Raw genomic sequence first — 15,127 nt, 5'->3', positions numbered from 1 at the left:
TGAAACGGTTTTCCGTTTTGGTGAACCTGCAGCCTGACACTCTTGCTGTCACACACCGCGATCAGATCAAATCGAAACCGCGACCACGCCGCGATCAACCCAGACCCGCCGTAACCTGCGCAATGAAATCATCGCCACGTTGCTCGAAATTGTCATATTGATCAAAACTGGCGGCCGCTGGTGCCAACAGAACCACGTCCCCCGGCTCGGCCTCTGCCATGGCGCGCTCTACCGCCCTGGCCATCGTGGTGCAAACCTCGGCCTCGACAGCCAGCTGCAGGGCAAAGCCCGCCGCCTCTCGGCCGATCACATAGGCCTTGCGCACCGCGCCAGTTTGACCAGCCAGCGCCGCCAGCCCACCCTCTTTTTCCAACCCGCCGCAGATCCAGCGAATGTTCTTAAAAGCGCTCAGCGCTTTTGCAGCGCTGTCCAGATTGGTGGCCTTGCTGTCATTGACATAACGCACGCCTGCCACCTCGGCGATGGTCTGGCTGCGATGCGGCAGGCCCGGATAATCGGCCAGTGCCGCCTCAATCACCCGTGGCGCCAGCCCCAGTACCCGCGCCGCAGCATAGGCAGCACAGGCATTCTGATGATTGTGCTGACCCGGCAGCCCGGTGATCTGCCGCAAATCTACCGAGGCCACCTGACGCCCCTTGCGCATCTCGCTGAGAAAACCTTTGCGGGCAAAGACCTGCCAGCCCGGCCCAGTCAGCTTACGCCCAGAGGCCACCCGGATTACCCGGTCATCGCTGGCCGCCTGCGCCATCTGCCCGGCCAGAAACAGCCCCTCATCCTCATCAACACCGATAATGGCCCGATCCGGGCCGCCCTCGGCAAACAGGCGACGTTTGGCGGCAAAATATCCCCCAAGCCCGGCATGGCGATCTAAGTGATCGGGCGATAGATTGGTCAAAATTGCCACATCCGGGGTCAGCGCCCGGGCCAGCTCTGTCTGATAGCTGGATAGCTCCAGCACCACTATGCCGGCGTTTCCCGGTGGATCAATATCCAGCACACCGCGGCCAATATTGCCTGCCATCTGGCTGTCACGCCCGACAGACTCCAGAATGTGATGCAACAGCGCCACCGTGGTTGATTTGCCGTTGGATCCGGTGACCGCCACCACTTTGGGCGGCTGATCCAGCATATCCCATCCCTGGGCCGGCAACGATGCAAAGAAAAGTCCGATGTCATTGTCCACCGGCACCCCCGCCTCCAGAGCGGCACGGATCACCGGGTTGGGCTGCGGGTAAAGATGCGGGATGCCCGGCGAGGTGATCAACACTGCGACATCATCAAAGGCCCCGCTCCTATGCAGATCCCTCAGCTCAAAGCCCTCTGCCTCGGCGGCAGCGCGCGCCTGCGGCTGGTCATCCCAGCACACCGCTGTAGCGCCCCCCGCCAGCAGCGCCCGCGCCGTGGCAAGACCAGACCGCCCCAACCCCAAAACGGCGACAGTTGCGCCTTCAAACCCTTGAACCGGGATCATCGCCCACCTCACCTAATTGATCAAATTTGCGCCGCACAGTGCACCGCCCCCCCCCCACTTGCAAGAGGTCAGAGGCTCGGCGAGAACCTCCATCCATGCGCCCCCTGCAGAGGCCCAAGGGGCCTCTGCCATCCCCAACAATTGCCAGAGCGGCAGCGCCGCTCGAAATTGGCGGGAGCGCCGCCCTTGTTGCTAGGTGCCACGCATGAAAAAGGAGGCCACAGCCCCCTTTTACGTCCCATCACGCAGCAGGAAACCCTGCAAAGGCCTATCGCACCTTGAGCGTAGCCAGGCCGACCATCGCCAGGATCAGTGCAATGATCCAGAACCGGATCACAATTGTCGGCTCTGCCCAGCCCTTTTTCTCATAGTGGTGGTGGATTGGCGCCATCAGGAAAATCCGCTTACCGGTACGTTTGAAATACAACACCTGCAGGATCACAGAAAGCGCCTCCAGCACAAACAGCCCACCAACGATGGCCCAGACCAGCTCATGTTTGGTGACAACCGCAATCGCCCCCAGCGCGCCCCCCAGGGCCAGCGATCCGGTATCGCCCATAAAGACGGCAGCAGGCGGCGCATTATACCACAAGAAGCCGAGGCCGCCGCCAAACAGCGCTGCGGTAAAGATCAGGATCTCGCCGGTGCCGGGCACATAGTGCACATCCAGATAGTCAGTGAAATCGACCCGGCCCACCGCATAGGCGATCACCCCCAGGGTGCCCGCCGCAATCATTACCGGCATGATGGCCAGCCCATCCAGACCATCCGTCAGGTTCACCGCATTGGCCGATCCCACGATAACGCAGATCACAAAGGGCACATAGAAATACCCCAGGTTCAGCAGGGTATCCTTGAACACCGGCAGCGCCAGCTCGCTCTGCAGCGCCTCTGGGTGATAGGCCCTGGCCCAGACCGCCGCGATCACCGCAATCAAGATCCCCAACAGCAGCCGCACCTTGCCGGACACCCCGGCCGTATTCTGCTTTGACACCTTGGCATAGTCATCGGCAAAGCCGATCAGGGCAAAGGACATGGTGACAAAAAGCACCAGCCAGACAAAGGGATTATCCAGACGCGCCCAGATCAGCGTGGCACTGAGAACCGCGCCAACAATCAGCAGCCCGCCCATGGTCGGGGTACCGGCCTTGGCCATATGCGCCTCTGGGCCGTCATCGCGGATCGGCTGCCCCTTGCCCTGACGGCGGCGAAGCACATTGATCAGCGGATTGCCGAACAAGAAGCCAAACACAAGCGCGGTCATGAAGGCGCCGCCTGCCCGGAAGGTGATATAGCGGAAGAGGTTGAAAAAGTCACCGCCATCCGACAGGGCCGTCAGCCAATAGAGCATCTTGAAGCGATCCTCGCCTTTAGTTGTGGTTTAAGAAGTGCGCTTGCCATGACCCAATTCCCGGATGCCGTCAACGATCTTGGCCAGTCCAGCGCTCAAAGATCCCTTGGCCAGCACAATATCGCCACAGCCCAACTGCGCCGCCAGATCGGGGCGCGCATCGCTTGCACTGGCATAGTGTTTGCCCCGTTTGGCCTCGGGCAGGGCCGCATGCAGATGCGCCATCAATGGGCCGATGCAGTGGATCTCATCAATTGCCTGCAGCGCCGCCAGATCAGCAAGACCTGCGTGTAGCGCCGCCTCCTGTGGGCCAAGCTCGCCCATATCGCCCAGATAGGCGATCCTGCGCCCCGGGTTCTGGGCCTGGGCACCTGCTGGCAGCGGCGTAGCCGCAAGCACATCCAGTGCCGCCGCCATTGATGTCGGGTTGGCATTATAGCTGTCGTCCAGCAGCAGCAATTTTCCACCCTGCAGCGGCACGTCAACCCGCGCACCGCGCCCCTTGACCGGCGACCAGAGCGCCAGAACCCGCGCCGCCCGCGCCAGATCGGCGCCAGCGACCTCTACCGCGGCCAATGCCCCCAGCGCGTTCATGGCAAAATGGGCCCCCAGCGACTGGATATGCAGCTGCAGCTTGGTCGCGTTGCAACGCACCTCAGCCAAGGTTTCGCCGCCACTGATCCGGGTAGAGACCAGGTGATAGGCATCAGCCGTTTGACCAAACCAAACAGCGCGCGCGCCCAACCGCTGGGCCTCCTGCGCCAGGACCTGCGCCTCGGCGATATCGGCGTTCAGCACCGCAGTACCGCCCGGCTCCAACCCTTCCAGGATGGCCGCCTTTTCGCGGGCAATACCCGCCACATCATCAAAGGCCTCCAGATGCACCGCCGCCACTGTGGTCACCAGGGCCACATGCGGACGGGCCTGGCGGGCCAATGGCGCGATCTCGCCGGGGTGATTCATGCCAATTTCGATCACCGCATATTCTGAATCCCGCGGCATCCGCGCCAGGGTAAGCGGCACCCCCCAGTGATTGTTATAGCTGGCCACTGCCGCATGGCAGCGCCCCTGATCGGCCAACATGCAGGCCAGCATTTCCTTGGTCGAGGTCTTGCCAACAGAGCCAGTGACGGCAATCACCTTGGCACTGCTGCGCGCCCGCGCCGCCCGGCCCAGAGCCTCTAGCGCCGCCTGGACATCCGCCACAATCAGCAGCGGCGCATCGGGTGCCACGCCTTGCGGGCGACGCGTAACCAGGGCAGCGCTTGCGCCCAGTGCCAGCGCCTGCGCGACAAAGTCATGGCCGTCGCGCGCGGCCTTCAGCGCCACAAACATATCCCCCGGTGCTAGCGTCCGGGTGTCGATCGACAGGCCCGTCGCCTGCCAGTCACCACTGGCCTCGCCACCTGTTGCCTGCGCGGCCTCTGCCGCACTCCAGAGCGCTGTCATACTGCTTTCCCATCCAAAACGGCCACGGCCAGGCTGGCCTGTTCCACATCATCAAAGGGCAACACATCGGTGCCGATGGTCTGGCCGCTTTCATGGCCCTTGCCACAGATCAGCAAGACATCCCCCGTCCCCAGCATATCAACCCCGCGCAGAATTGCCTCGGCGCGGTCGCCGACCTCCAGGGCCGCTGGCGCCCCCTTTTTGACCTGCGCCCGAATCAGGCCCGGATCTTCGGTGCGCGGATTGTCATCCGTGACAATGACCAGATCGGCATTGTCCTGTGCGGCCTGCCCCATCAAGGGGCGTTTGCCTGCGTCGCGATCCCCTCCGGCGCCAACAATAGCGATCAGCCGTCCCAACACATGTGGCCGCAGGGCCTTGATCGCAGTGGCCACCGCATCGGGGGTATGGGCGTAATCGACAAAGACCGCCGCCCCATTGTCACGGGTCGCGGCATGTTCCATACGGCCGCGCACCGTGGTCAGATGCGGCAGGGTTGCAAAGACCGCTGCCGGGTCTTCGCCACTGGCAATCACCAGACCGCAGGCCAAGAGCACATTCTCCGCCTGAAAGCCGCCGATGAGGTTGAGCCGCACCTGATAGGGCTGGTCATGCCAGCTAAAACGCATCTCCTGGCCGGTATCATCATAGCGCAGCCCGCTAAGGCTGATATCGCCCAGGCCGCGCCCGACGCTCAGCACCTCTTGGCCACGGGCTGCCGCCACCGCACGCATTTCCGACCCCCGCGGATCATTCATATTGATCACCGCAACGCCATCCTCTGGCAGGACGCGGCGGAACAATCCGGCCTTGGCGGCAAAATAGGCCTCGAAGGTTTCGTGATAATCCAGATGATCCTGGGTGAAATTGGTAAAGCCTGCCGCCGCCAGTTGCACGCCATCAAGGCGGCATTGATCCAGCCCATGCGAAGAGGCCTCCATCGCGGCATGGGTCACCCCCGCTGCCGCCGCCTTGGCCAGGGCCGCATGCAGAGTGATCGGTTCAGGCGTGGTATGGGCCAGCGGGTGGCTCCAGGCGCCTTCGATGCCGGTGGTGCCAAGGTTGACGGCGGCATGGCCCAACTCGCACCAGATCTGGCGCACAAATGTCGCAACAGAGGTTTTGCCATTGGTGCCGGTTACCGCGACCATGGTGGCTGGCTGGGGGCCAAACCACAGGGCAGCGGCATAGGCCAGCGCCTGGCGCGGATCTTCGGCAATTACCAGCGCCGCATGGCTGTCGGCCAGCGGCTGGGCAGCGATCCTGGCCCCGGCGGCATCGGTCAGGATGGCCGTTGCCCCCCTCTCCAGCGCGGCTGGGATGAATTTCGCCCCATGGACCAGGCTGCCCGGCAGCGCCGCAAAAAGGCAGCCCTCGGCCACCTTGCGGCTGTCGACTGCGATGCCCGCAATCAGCGGATCGGCACCGCCACGGGCCGTCAGGCCCAGCTCGCTTAGCGGGCGGGTTTCGGGGGTCTCTTCGGGGTTGCTGCGCATCTGCGGCCCTCACCAGGGGTTAGGCCCGGGAGTCGGCCCCGGGGTCAGTTGGAGGTCAGGGTTATACCAGTCACCTCGGCGGGTTCAACTTGTGGTCTCAACCCAAGGAGCGGTGCCAGACGGCCAATCATTTCTGCCGCCACCGGCACAGCCGTCCAACCGGCAGTGCGGCGTTCCTCCCCATAGGCAAAGACAGAGGGTTCATCCAGGGTAACCACCAGCACATATTTGGGATCATGCGCCGGAAACATCGAGGCAAAGGTGGCGATCACCTTATCCTCATAATACCCGCCGCGGGGTCTTGGCTTATCCGCGGTACCAGTCTTGCCACCCACCTGATAGCCGGGAACGCGGGCAAAGCTGGCGGTGCCTTCAGTCACCACCTTGCGCAGCATAAGACGTGCCGCCTTGGCCGATTCTTCGGTCATGATGCGCCGCCCCATCTGCGGGCCATCCTGTTTAAGGATGGTCGGGCTGACATAGCGCCCGCCATTGGCGATGGCAGCATAACCTGCCGCCAGATGCATTGGCGTGGTGGATATCCCATGACCGTAAGAGATGGTCATGGCTGAAAGCTCAGACCAGTTCTTGGGCAGCAGTGGCTTGCCTCCTTGCGCCTCGACGATTTCAAATGGCGTGGCCTCCAGCATCCCCAGATCATCCAGAAAATCACGCTGGCGTTCAGCCCCAATTTGCTGGGCCAGGCGTGCGGTCCCGATGTTAGAGGATTTCACAATGATCTTTGTCACCGACAAGGCGTTGCCATAGTTGCGGAAATCCCGGATGGCAAATTTCCCCCAGCGCAGCGGGCCACGGGTATCAATCACCGTCTCCGGCGTCGCCAGCCCCAGATCCATTGCCTGGGCAACCGCAAAAATCTTGAAGGTAGAGCCCAGTTCGTAAACCCCCTGCACCGCGCGGTTGAACAGCGGGCTGACCGATGGGTCAAAGCCAGAGGTCGGCGGCTGCGGGCGTTCATTGGGGTCAAAATCCGGCAGCGACACCACCGAAATCACCTCGCCGCTGTGCACATCCATCAAGATAGAGGTGGCACCCTTGGCATTCATCAGCTTCATGCCACCATCCAGCACCCGCTCGGCCGCGGCCTGCACGGTCAGATCCAGCGAAAGAGTCAGCGGCTTACTGCCATTACCGGGATCGCGCAGATAGCTGTCAAACTGCTTTTCCACGCCGGCAACACCGATCACCTCGGCGGCGCTGACGCCCTCTTTGCCAAAGCCAGCACCGCCCAGAACATGGGCGGCAACACTGCCATTGGGATAAAGACGCATCTCACGCGGGCCAAACATCAGGCCGGGATCACCAATATCGTGCACCGCCTGTTTTTGTTCCGGGCTGATTTTCTTTTTGATCCACAAGAACTTGCGCGCGCCGGTAAAATCGGCCAGCAGGCGCTCAGGGTCCAGATCCGGAAAGATCTCGACCAGCCGCGCGGCGGTGGCTTCCGGGTCGATCAGCTGCGGAGGCTGCGCATAGAGCGAATGGGTCTCAAAATTGGTGGCCAGAATGCGCCCCTGACGATCAACAATATCGGCACGCTGCATGGCAATGGCGCTGCCTGCAGTGCTGGCCACTGGTTCGCGCGGTTCCGAGGTCGCCATAACCCCCATACGCCCTGCCACGGCCGCATAGGCACAGAGGAAGAAAACCCCCAAAACCAGCAGGCGGCCCTCGGCGCGTTGGCGCGATTTGACCTGCATCTCGTCATGGCGCTGCCGGATGTTTTCTTTTTCGATCGCATCGGGGTTTTCGCCCTTGGCACGGGCATCAAGAATACGGGCAAGCGGACGCAGCGGTCTGCGGGTCATTGGCTCTGCTCCGACTGGGACCGCGCATTGAGGCCAGAAACCTCGACGCCTTCGGTAATCGTCAATTCGGGTTGCAGCGGATATGTGACCTCATCCACCCGACCAAACTGGTCCGGGCGCAGCGGCAAAAGGCCAAGGCTGGCAAAGTTCAGCTCGGCCAGTTCCAGCAACCGGTCCGGCCGGTTCAGATAGGCCCATTCGGCCCGCAGGACGTTCAGCCGGATCTGGGCCGCACCAATCTGGCGCTGCAGCCCGCGGGTTTCTTTCAGGACCTGCTGAGTTGCATAGTTTTCACGGTAGGCCCAGAAAGCCAGACCAAAGACCGCCAGAGCGGTGATCACATACAACAACGACTTCATTTGCGCCCCTCTTTCAGCTGCGGCATGCTCAGATCCTTGGCGCTGATGGGCACCGGCTCTGCGGCAGTGCGCCGCCCCACCCGCAGCCGTGCCGAGCGCGACCGAGGGTTTTGTGCCAGTTCGTCATCATCCGGACCAACCGCCTTGCGGGTGACCTGTTCAAACTGCGCTGCCAGTTCTTCCTGTTCCGGCGCATAGCGATTGGCGCGGCCCGTCTTGCCGGCGCGATGCTGAAAGAAGCGCTTGACCATGCGATCTTCGACCGAATGAAAGGTCACAACGGCCAACAGGCCACCCGGTTTCAAGGCGCGTTCAGCCGCCAAAAGCCCGTTGAACAGCTCTTCGTATTCTGCATTCACCGCGATGCGCAGCGCCTGAAAGCTGCGGGTGGCGGGATGCGATTTGCCCTGTTTGGCGCGGGGCAGGCAGCCCTCGATCAGCTTGGCCAGTTGCAGCGTGGTGGTGATCGGCTCCAGCGCACGCGCCTTGACGATGGATTTGGCGATGCGGCGGCTGGCGCGTTCTTCGCCAAAATGAAACAGGATATCGGCAAGCTGCACTTCGCTCAGCTCGGCCACCAGGTCCGCTGCAGATGGCCCGGTCTGCGACATCCGCATATCCAGCGGCCCGTCGCGCATAAAGGAAAAACCACGTTCGGCCAGATCCAACTGCATGGAAGAGACCCCAAGGTCCAGCACCACACCGTCCAGGTCTTGCGCATATTCATCCATGCGCGAAAAGACGCCCTCTTGCAGTACCAGCCGGTCGCCATAGTCAGCCGCCCAGGGCTGGGCCAGTTCAAAGGCAAGCGGATCGCGGTCGACACCGATCACCTGTTCGGCCCCGGCCTGCAACAATCCACGCGTATAGCCCCCAGCACCAAAGGTGCCATCCAGCCAGCGCCCGGAAACCGGCGCGACCGCCTGCAACAGCGGGCGCAACAGCACCGGAACATGCGGCCCGGTCGAGGTGTCGCGATCCGTTGTCATAGCCTATGCGCCTCCGGCGTTATCTAGGAACTCCAGCGGGTCAAAACCCTCTGGCAGTTCATCCATCCATTTCTCGGTTTGGGCCAGCTCTTCTTCTTCATAGGTCTCGGGCTTCCAGATCTGGAAGGTATCCCCGGCGGCCATAAAGAAGGCTTCTTTTTCGAGATCGATCTTGTTGCGCAGCTTGGCAGGCAACACCAGGCGGCCGGTCTCATCCACCGTTGTCGGGAAAGACTGACCATGAAACATGCGCTGCAACATCTTGCGCTGCATAGAGCCGCGCGGCAAGGCATCAATTTTGGCGTCGACCTCTTCGATCGCCTCCATCGTATAGCATTCCAGGTAATTGCGGCGCTGATCGCCGTAGACGATTACCAATTCGGGGCTTTCACCGGACTTCCAGTTGGGATCGCTTGCCTCGATCACACGACGAAAGGAGGCCGGAATGGATACCCGCCCCTTTGTGTCCACCTTGTGGTGGCTTTCGCCTCTGAACCTGCGGCCCAAATCTCAGCCCTCTATCCCGGCGCTTACGCGCTCTGTTCCCCGAAATTAAAAGAGGCGAGTTGATCTGCTGCCACTGATCAACTCGCCTCCTGTTTCCCGCTTGGCGGGTTGTCCGACTGCGCGCGCCACCTGGGGGGATGTCTGCTCGCCCGCGCGCCGGATCTCTCGTTGTTCGGAAGAAGCGAAGGCCTGTATGAACCTGCTTATTATTATGAGCTTGGGGTCTTTGGCGCCCCGATGTGCTCTCCACTGCGTCCGATGTAAAAGGGATACTATGGGAATTCATGGTCTGGCAACCCAGAAAGAATAAAAGCTTCGCCCAAATAGCTTTCACCACCCAGAAGTTGCGGCAACTCCTGGTCAATATCATGGGTGAATTCGCACAAATTGTTAATCAAATCCAGATAGGCACCATATGTAGAGAGTGAAAAAAGTCACACCCTGCGGCCCACAACGCCCATAAATTCCCATTGATATGAATTGCATTTCCCTCCTCATTAAGGAGTTCCACTAATGTTCCGCACCCTACCTGTGCATAACCCTGTGGGTAATTAGGTTTTCACCCTGCGAACCTACCGATTCGGGGGTGAAAAACGAATCACCGCTCTTAATTCATCGACTTCGGGGTGGGCGTAGCGCGTATTCAGCCCATGATTTCCCATTTATCCCATAATTTCCCGTATAGTCACAAAACGGGCGAGATCAGCTGCTGGTTGCGAACAGAAGCTGCCCCTGCTCGCCCGGCTGATCAGGACAGGCCACCCTAAGGGAACGATCGCCGAACAGCCCACCCTCCAGACAGATGAACGGGTGGGCACCACAAAGCGCACCCTCCTGCGAAATCCCGAAACACCACGCAGAGAAACCCAGCCGCGTACCTATCGGCAAAGGCTATCCAGCGACCGGAACAGGGCCTAGGCCATGCCGCCCGCAATCAGCCCCTTGGCGATCTGCCCATAGGCCTGGGCAATCGCGCCGTCTCCAGCAGCAACGGGCTGACCTGCATCCCCGGCCAGCCGGGTTTCAAGATCAATTGGCAAAGCCCCCAGCAGAGGCAGGCCAAGCGCCTTGGCCTCGGCCGCGACCCCGCCATGGCCAAAGATATGGTGCTCCCCGCCGCAATCAGGGCAGGTAAAGAATGACATGTTTTCGATCAGCCCCAGAACCGGCGTCTTGAGCGTCTTGAACATATCCAGGGCTTTTCGCGCATCAATCAGCGCCACATCCTGCGGGGTGCTGACCACAATTGCGCCGCTCAGCTCGCTCTTGGTGCAGAGCGTCAGCTGCACATCCCCGGTTCCAGGCGGCAGATCCACAATCAGAACATCCAGCTCGCCCCAGTTCACCTGGCCCAGCATCTGCTGCAGCGCCCCCATCAACATAGGGCCGCGCCAGACAATCGCCTTATCCTCGGGCACCATCAGACCAATCGACATCACCGTGACCCCATGCGCCTGCAAGGGTTCAATCACCTTGCCATCGGCGCTGCCGGGACGGCCCGTGATTCCCATCATGCGCGGCTGGCTGGGACCATATATATCAGCATCCAGCAGCCCCACCCGGCGTCCCTGCCGCGACAGGGCCACCGCCAGATTGGCGCTGACCGTGGATTTCCCCACGCCGCCTTTGCCAGAGGCAACCGCCAGGATACGCGCGACACCGGCAGGCTTTATCGGCCCGGCCTGCGGCTTGGCATGGCCACCGAACTTGAAACTTGGGGCACCCGACGCCCCCTTAGCGGACGGCGCGGTGCTAGCCGGGCCATGCGCCGTCAGCGCCGCAGAGACAGAGCCAACCCCGGCAAGCGCCAGAACGGCGGCCTCGGCCGCGCGGCGCAATGGCTCCATATGTTGGGCGATCTCAGGGCTTGGCGCCTCGATGACAAAGCTGACCTTTACAGCGCTTGGCTCTGCGGCATCCGGCTGAAGCGTCAGGGCACGGATCATATCCCGCGAGATCAGCGTACCCCCATCTGGCAGGGCAAGCCGCGCCAGTGCCTCTTTGATCTGCGCCTCTTTGATCTGGTTCTCACTCACCGACATATGTTGCAGGCCTCTTCTTGCTACAGGGGCGAAAGACCACCCTGCGGTGCCCCTATCGCTGGCGCCAGAGAGTGCTCTTAACCGGGGATGTCCGCAAGGGTAGGCATCACCAGGCCATGCCAATCTTTCCCTAGCGGAAAGTAGATTTGGATAAGTTTGCTCAAAAAACAGTCTGTTTACAAACGAATAGGGGTGACCCATGCAAATGCTGCATAGCAGAAATGCCGATACGGGGGATTGTGCAGATGCAGCAATTCGCTATTTTAATCTCAACAGACGCCGATACAGGCACAACGCAAATAACCAGTTTCAAGGATCTATCCGATGGCCCTCGTACAGCATATCGCCCCGTCCAAAGCCCTCTCTGCGGCACTGCCCTTGGCTTGGTTTGACGCGCTGAGCACCAAACTGGCTCGCTACCGCTTGTATCGCCAAACCTACAACGAACTCTCTGCGCTGTCCGGTCGCGACCTGGCCGATCTGGGCCTGCACCGTTCGATGATCCAGCGCATCGCCTATCAGGCGGCATACGAAAACAACTAATAGAGATCAGGCTCTTTTCTCCTCCTCCCTAGAGAGCCTGTCCTACGCGGTGACATCCTCCTCCTCCCTGATGTCACCGCACCCTAATTCCGGCCTTTGCCGGACCAGAATGCATCCGGGTCTCCTCCTCCCTTGGTCCTGATGTTGTAATGAACGGCGGTGCCCCTCCTCCTCCCTGGGCGCCGCCGTTTTATGTTTCTGCCCACCAAAAAACACAGCAACGCGCAGTCGCAGGCCGTGCAGATGCAAGTGTCACGGGCCAATCAACAGCAAAATATGAAAATCGCGGGTCGGAACCTTTGCCCGGGTCGGAACCTTTGCCCCATGCCGCCAGGCACGCCGTTCTATCGGCGTAACATAGAGAAAGAGAGCCGCCACGCGGACGCCCCTCTAAGTTTGGCTACACAGTTGAGCCGTACAGTTGGGTGAGCCGGAAGTTGGGCCACAGGGTGGTGGCCGAATCGCTGCGCGCCTGACTGTCGCAGGCTGCCAGGTCAAAGTCCTGGCCACAGTCATACCCGTTTCAACCTTGCCCGTTTAAGCCCAGACGATCGCCGCTAAAACGGAACATCATCAACCGATGCGCCACTTGCAGAGCTGCTGGCGGTGATGAAACGCGCCAGCACCTTTTTGCTGCCCGCTTTTTCAAAGGCCACTTCCAGCTTGTCGCCTTCAATCCCGGTAATCTCGCCATAGCCGAATTTTTGGTGAAACACCCGCTCACCCAGGGTAAAGCTGGCAACGGCTGTTAGGTCGATGACCGGGGCCGATTTGGCTTGCGCGTTGCCGCGTTGGCCCGCCCGCGCCTGCATCCGCTTCCAGCCGGGCGAATTATAGCCATCCGCCTGCGCCACCTTGGCATCAATTGTAGAACGCACAGCATCCTGGCTGCCCGCAGCAGCGCCATACCCCCCGCCATATAGGCCGGGTGGTGTCAGCACCTCTACATGGTCCTCGGGCAGTTCATCAACAAAGCGCGACGGCAGCTGCGATTGCCACTGGCCAAAGACCCGACGGTTGCCGGCAAAGGAAATGGTGCAGACCTCTTCGGCGCGGGTGATGCCGACATAGGCAAGGCGGCGCTCTTCCTCTAGACCTTTCAGGCCGGTTTCATCCATGGACCGCTGCGAGGGAAACAATCCGTCTTCCCAGCCGGGCAAAAACACGGCAGGGAATTCCAGCCCCTTGGCGCCGTGCAGCGTCATGATCGAAACCTTCTGGTCCGAATCCTGTTTGTCATTGTCCATGACCAGGCTGACATGCTCCAGAAACCCTTGCAGGTTTTCAAAGTTCTCCAGCGCTTTGACCAGTTCTTTCAGGTTTTCAAGACGACCGGGGGAATCAGGGTTCTTGTCGGCCTGCCACATGCCCGTATAGCCGCTTTCATCCAAGATGATTTCGGCCAGTTCGATATGCGATATATCCGCATCCTCAACCATACGACCCCAGCGGGTGAGGTTATCGACCAACCGCCCCAGTGCCGCGCCGCCCTTGCCCTTGATCGCGCCGGATTGCACCGCAAGGCGCGCGCCTTCAAACAAAGAGACCCCATTTTCACGGGCAAACCCCTGAATGGTCTGCTGCGCCTTGTCGCCAAGGCCACGTTTTGGCGTATTCACAATCCGTTCAAAGGCCAGATCGTCATCCACCGAGGTCACCATACGGAAATAGCCCATGGCATCGCGGATTTCGAGCCGCTCATAAAAGCGCGGGCCACCAATGACGCGATAAGGCAGGCCAATGGTCAAAAACCGGTCTTCAAAGGCGCGCATCTGATGCGAGGCCCGCACCAGAATCGCCATCTCGTTCAGATCAATCGGGCGCTGGCCACGGGTGCCGCGCTGCATCGCCTCGATCTCTTCTCCGATCCAGCGGGCCTCTTCCTCGCCATCCCAATGGCCGATCAGCCGAACTTTTTCGCCGCCCTTTTCCGCAGTCCACAGTTCTTTGCCCAAGCGGCCCGAATTGCCGCTGATCACGCCGGAGGCCGCAGCCAGAATATGTTCGGTCGAGCGGTAATTCTGCTCTAGCCGGACCACCTTGGCCCCAGGAAAATCCTTTTCAAACCGCAGGATATTGCCCACCTCGGCACCGCGCCAGCCATAGATCGACTGGTCGTCATCGCCAACGCAGCAGATGTTTTTGTGCCCGCCCGCCAGCAGCCGCAGCCACAGATATTGGGCGATATTGGTATCCTGGTATTCGTCCACCATGATGTAACGGAACCAGCGCTGATACTGCGCCAGAATATCGCCATGGGTCTGAAAGATCGTCACCACATGCAGCAGCAAATCGCCAAAATCGACGGCGTTCAACTCGCGCAGGCGTGTTTGATACTGGGCATAGAATTCAGGGCCACGGTGATTGTAAGCGCCCGCCTCGGCAGCAGAAAGCTTGTCCGGCGTCAGGGCGCGGTTCTTCCAGTCATCAATGATTCCGGCCAGCATGCGCGGCGGCCAGCGCTTTTCGTCGATATCCGCAGCGCGGATCAATTGTTTGAGCAACCGCAACTGATCGTCACTATCCAGAATGGTGAAATTCGATTTCAAACCAACAAGTTCGGCATGACGTCGCAGCAGTTTCACACAGACCGAATGAAAGGTGCCCAGCCATTGCATGCCCTCGGCGGGCTGGCCCAGCAACTTGCCGACCCGTTCTTTCATTTCGCGCGCGGCCTTGTTGGTAAAGGTTACTGCCAAGATTTCATTAGTGCGGGCAGACTGCGTGTTCAGCAGATGCACGATGCGCGCCGTCAGCGCCTTGGTTTTGCCGGTTCCCGCCCCTGCCAGCATCAGGACCGGCCCGTCCAGACATTCAACCGCCTCGCGTTGGGCAGGATTCAGCCCCTCAAGATAGGGACTGGGACGGGCGGCCATGGCCCGCGACGACAGGGAGGCGCCTTCAAAGGCGTCCATTTCATCAAAACTGCTCATGTCCGTAATACTAGCGTGATTCAATCTGCGAGAAAAGAGGACGTTCGCATTATGTTCGCAGACCTTGCCGCTGCCAGCCAAACCCGGTTTTCAAGGCGGCGTCAGGGCGCGATTGCCCCTTGCTCTTGCCAAATGCG

The 15,127-nt window shown here is 60.7% G+C and carries 11 protein-coding genes; 1 reads left to right on the top strand and 10 read right to left on the bottom strand.

The genetic code is table 11. From position 1 onward, the window contains the following. Positions 1 to 94 precede the first annotated feature (94 nt). From murD to LRK71_RS00815, 9 genes are all read right to left on the bottom strand, one after another. Positions 95 to 1,492 carry a UDP-N-acetylmuramoyl-L-alanine--D-glutamate ligase gene (gene murD / locus LRK71_RS00855; protein ID WP_232400414.1) on the bottom strand — a complete coding sequence of 466 codons (1,398 nt, stop codon included), beginning with the start codon at positions 1,490 to 1,492 and terminating at the stop codon, positions 95 to 97. Between the two features lie 268 nt (positions 1,493 to 1,760). Continuing rightward, positions 1,761 to 2,843 carry a phospho-N-acetylmuramoyl-pentapeptide-transferase gene (gene mraY / locus LRK71_RS00850; RefSeq protein WP_232400413.1) on the bottom strand — a complete coding sequence of 361 codons (1,083 nt, stop codon included), beginning with the start codon at positions 2,841 to 2,843 and terminating at the stop codon, positions 1,761 to 1,763. Positions 2,844 to 2,873: 30 nt separating this feature from the next. Then, positions 2,874 to 4,292 carry a UDP-N-acetylmuramoyl-tripeptide--D-alanyl-D-alanine ligase gene (locus LRK71_RS00845; protein WP_232400412.1) on the bottom strand — a complete coding sequence of 473 codons (1,419 nt, stop codon included), beginning with the start codon at positions 4,290 to 4,292 and terminating at the stop codon, positions 2,874 to 2,876. Next, positions 4,289 to 5,788: a UDP-N-acetylmuramoyl-L-alanyl-D-glutamate--2,6-diaminopimelate ligase gene (locus LRK71_RS00840; RefSeq protein WP_232400411.1), complete on the bottom strand. Its 1,500-nt coding sequence runs from the start codon at positions 5,786 to 5,788 to the stop codon at positions 4,289 to 4,291. The genes LRK71_RS00845 and LRK71_RS00840 overlap by 4 nt, the downstream gene beginning before the upstream one ends. Positions 5,789 to 5,832: 44 nt before the next feature. Further along, the gene (locus tag LRK71_RS00835; protein ID WP_232400410.1) at positions 5,833 to 7,617 is read right to left on the bottom strand and encodes a peptidoglycan D,D-transpeptidase FtsI family protein; all 1,785 of its coding nucleotides are present in this window, start codon (positions 7,615 to 7,617) and stop codon (positions 5,833 to 5,835) included. Next, the gene (gene ftsL / locus LRK71_RS00830) at positions 7,614 to 7,976 is read right to left on the bottom strand and encodes a cell division protein FtsL (RefSeq protein WP_232400409.1); all 363 of its coding nucleotides are present in this window, start codon (positions 7,974 to 7,976) and stop codon (positions 7,614 to 7,616) included. The genes LRK71_RS00835 and ftsL overlap by 4 nt, the downstream gene beginning before the upstream one ends. After that, positions 7,973 to 8,965 (bottom strand): 16S rRNA (cytosine(1402)-N(4))-methyltransferase RsmH, encoded by a 993-nt coding sequence (gene rsmH / locus LRK71_RS00825; protein ID WP_232400407.1) that lies wholly within the window; start codon positions 8,963 to 8,965, stop codon positions 7,973 to 7,975. The genes ftsL and rsmH overlap by 4 nt, the downstream gene beginning before the upstream one ends. 3 nt (positions 8,966 to 8,968) lie before the next feature. After that, the gene (mraZ, locus tag LRK71_RS00820) at positions 8,969 to 9,436 is read right to left on the bottom strand and encodes a division/cell wall cluster transcriptional repressor MraZ (protein ID WP_232400406.1); all 468 of its coding nucleotides are present in this window, start codon (positions 9,434 to 9,436) and stop codon (positions 8,969 to 8,971) included. A 950-nt stretch (positions 9,437 to 10,386) separates the two neighbouring features. Beyond that, positions 10,387 to 11,514 carry an Mrp/NBP35 family ATP-binding protein gene (locus tag LRK71_RS00815; RefSeq protein WP_232400405.1) on the bottom strand — a complete coding sequence of 376 codons (1,128 nt, stop codon included), beginning with the start codon at positions 11,512 to 11,514 and terminating at the stop codon, positions 10,387 to 10,389. 324 nt (positions 11,515 to 11,838) lie between these two features. Between LRK71_RS00815 and LRK71_RS00810 the strand changes: the two genes are divergently transcribed. After that, positions 11,839 to 12,057: a DUF1127 domain-containing protein gene (locus tag LRK71_RS00810; RefSeq protein ID WP_232400404.1), complete on the top strand. Its 219-nt coding sequence runs from the start codon at positions 11,839 to 11,841 to the stop codon at positions 12,055 to 12,057. A gap of 557 nt (positions 12,058 to 12,614) precedes the next feature. Here LRK71_RS00810 and LRK71_RS00805 read toward each other — a convergent pair. Further along, positions 12,615 to 14,990, bottom strand: a complete 2,376-nt coding sequence (locus LRK71_RS00805; RefSeq protein ID WP_232400403.1) for an ATP-dependent helicase — start codon at positions 14,988 to 14,990, stop codon at positions 12,615 to 12,617. Positions 14,991 to 15,127: the final 137 nt, after the last annotated feature.

Source organism: Pseudophaeobacter flagellatus, assembly GCF_021228235.1.
In the GTDB taxonomy this organism is placed as follows: domain Bacteria; phylum Pseudomonadota; class Alphaproteobacteria; order Rhodobacterales; family Rhodobacteraceae; genus Pseudophaeobacter; species Pseudophaeobacter flagellatus.
Note: the sequence above shows the minus strand (reverse complement) of the source record. Positions and strands in the feature narration are given on the sequence as shown.

What these genes read in the sequence shown, in the direction of transcription:
- LRK71_RS00845 (WP_232400412.1), bottom strand. Translation starts at nt 4,292, where the DNA reads ATGACAGCGCTCTGGAGTGCGGCAGAGGCCGCGCAGGCAACAGGTGGC.
- murD (WP_232400414.1), bottom strand. Translation starts at nt 1,492, where the DNA reads ATGATCCCGGTTCAAGGGTTTGAAGGCGCAACTGTCGCCGTTTTGGGG.
- LRK71_RS00840 (WP_232400411.1), bottom strand. Translation starts at nt 5,788, where the DNA reads ATGCGCAGCAACCCCGAAGAGACCCCCGAAACCCGCCCGCTAAGCGAG.
- ftsL (WP_232400409.1), bottom strand. Translation starts at nt 7,976, where the DNA reads ATGAAGTCGTTGTTGTATGTGATCACCGCTCTGGCGGTCTTTGGTCTG.
- LRK71_RS00805 (WP_232400403.1), bottom strand. Translation starts at nt 14,990, where the DNA reads ATGAGCAGTTTTGATGAAATGGACGCCTTTGAAGGCGCCTCCCTGTCG.
- rsmH (WP_232400407.1), bottom strand. Translation starts at nt 8,965, where the DNA reads ATGACAACGGATCGCGACACCTCGACCGGGCCGCATGTTCCGGTGCTG.
- LRK71_RS00835 (WP_232400410.1), bottom strand. Translation starts at nt 7,617, where the DNA reads ATGACCCGCAGACCGCTGCGTCCGCTTGCCCGTATTCTTGATGCCCGT.
- LRK71_RS00815 (WP_232400405.1), bottom strand. Translation starts at nt 11,514, where the DNA reads ATGTCGGTGAGTGAGAACCAGATCAAAGAGGCGCAGATCAAAGAGGCA.
- LRK71_RS00810 (WP_232400404.1), top strand. Translation starts at nt 11,839, where the DNA reads ATGGCCCTCGTACAGCATATCGCCCCGTCCAAAGCCCTCTCTGCGGCA.
- mraY (WP_232400413.1), bottom strand. Translation starts at nt 2,843, where the DNA reads ATGCTCTATTGGCTGACGGCCCTGTCGGATGGCGGTGACTTTTTCAAC.